Consider the following 1,788-nt stretch of genomic DNA (forward strand, 5'->3'; position numbering starts at 1 on the left):
GTTCGGTGTCCTGCGCGGCTCCGGCGCGGCCAACTCCTGGTCCGGCGACAAGGGTTTCGTCGGTGGCCTCAAGGACGACGCGACCGGCTTCACCAACCTGGGCGCCCGGCAGTATCAGCCCAGCACCGGCCGCTTCCTCAACGCCGACCCGCTGCTACTGCCCGACGATCCGCAACAGTGGAACGCCTACGCGTACAGCAACAACGACCCGGTGAACAAGACGGACCCCACCGGCATGGCGCTGGAGGAGTGCGCGACCGGATTTGCCAAGTGCTCCAACATGGGCACCAAGGTCGACACGTCGGAGGCGGGACCGAACTACCAGAAGATCGTCGAGCAGATCAAGAAGGACGAGCCGATCCGCAGGGCGGGCTACGTGAAGTTCGTCGAGCAGAGCCTGTCGAAGCCCCTTCCGAACCCCAACCGGGAGAAGAAGGTGCCCGCGCTGTCCGGCGGTCCGGCGGGCGTCATCGTTGGCCACTCTTCGAAGGAGTTGAGCCACGACGCGCAGCCCATCATCGACTACAGCGTCGGAACCAACTTTGGTTGGGCCGAGTCGATGGACCCGGTGCTCCTGGGGGTGTCCGTGACGCAGGCGACGCAGTGGAGCAAGCAGGTCACCAAGAAGAACACCTTCTCGCACAGCAACAAGGTCGACGGAAGCGTCGGAGTCGAGATCGGCAAGTTCAAGGTCGGGGTGGACACCGAAGCCAGCTGGGAATGGGGCTCCGAGGACAGCACGCAGACGACTGACGGGAAGACCGACTCGGTGACGGCGGACCAGAAGCTGACGCTGCGGCCCACCGTGTCCCACCAGCTGTACGGCTTTTCGCCCATCGTGACCCGACGGGTGTACGAGACGACCTACTACTACGACGATGGGAGGACGGCGACCAAGACGTGGGGGACCGTATACGTCAGCAACTGGGCCCCGGTCCTCTACCAACCCGGGGCACCGGTGCAGGACATCAGGGAGCCGTAGCAGTGCTGGACCGATCGTGACCCAGCACCGCTTCACAGGGGGTCGAAGGAGGAAAATGAGCTGCGCGAGGGGTATCTCCGGGAAGCTTCGCGCCGTTGTCGCGGGTTTGGCGTTCAGCGCCTGCGCGTGCACCACGGTGTCCGGGCAGACCGGCACCGGTGTCGGGGCGACTCCCGCGCCGACGGTGTCGGATCGGTCCGGCCAGATGACGCAGTTGATCCTGCAAACGGCCAAGGAGAGAGGGACGGCGCCTGCCGGTGACACGTTCACGGAGCTTCGGTTCAGCAACGGCTACGGGCCGGAGCTGATCTGGCAGGCGGAGAAGACCGGTGACATCTGTACGGCTTCGGATCGGGTGTTGTCCCGAGGCTGCGTGCCGCTCGCGGAGATTGCCAAGCGGCCGACTCCAGGAGTCGGCACCTTCATCGGTGCCAGCCTGTTCGAAGGCAACTGGTCGGTGCTGTTGATGGCCAACGGTGAAACGGTTGATCGCCTCTCGTGTCAGGGGCGGGACTTCCCGGTCCAGACCGGGTACTCGATTCCCGTGGACGGCGTGCTCCACACCGTCTACACCGTCGCCATCCCCAGGAACCTCCAGGGCCAGTACCGGGTGGCCGTCCAGCGGGACGGTCAGTCTGCCGAGGAACGACTCGACATCAACATGGAGGAGAACTACGGCAACGCCGCTGTGCAGTGCTGAGCGGCCGACCGTGACCCTGCGGTGGGCCCCCCCCCCCCCCCCCCGCACCGGCCGCCCCCCCGCGGGAGTCGGGTGGGGGGGGGGGCGCCCACCCCCCCCCCCCCCG

At 66.6% G+C, this 1,788-nt stretch carries 2 protein-coding genes; both read left to right on the forward strand.

The features are described from left to right. Positions 1-982, forward strand: a 982-nt coding sequence (locus ACFV6I_RS39510) for an RHS repeat-associated core domain-containing protein (protein ID WP_380431122.1), incomplete at its 5' end; no start/stop codon positions are given. A gap of 55 nt (positions 983-1,037) precedes the next feature. Continuing rightward, on the forward strand, positions 1,038-1,682 hold the full coding sequence (locus ACFV6I_RS39515; RefSeq protein WP_380431124.1) for a hypothetical protein: 645 nt from the start codon (positions 1,038-1,040) through the stop codon (positions 1,680-1,682). Positions 1,683-1,788 lie beyond the last annotated feature (106 nt).

The organism is Kitasatospora sp. NPDC059803, assembly GCF_042732255.1.
Lineage (GTDB): Bacteria > Actinomycetota > Actinomycetes > Streptomycetales > Streptomycetaceae > Kitasatospora.

What these genes read in the sequence shown, in the direction of transcription:
- ACFV6I_RS39515 (WP_380431124.1), top strand. Translation starts at nt 1,038, where the DNA reads ATGAGCTGCGCGAGGGGTATCTCCGGGAAGCTTCGCGCCGTTGTCGCG.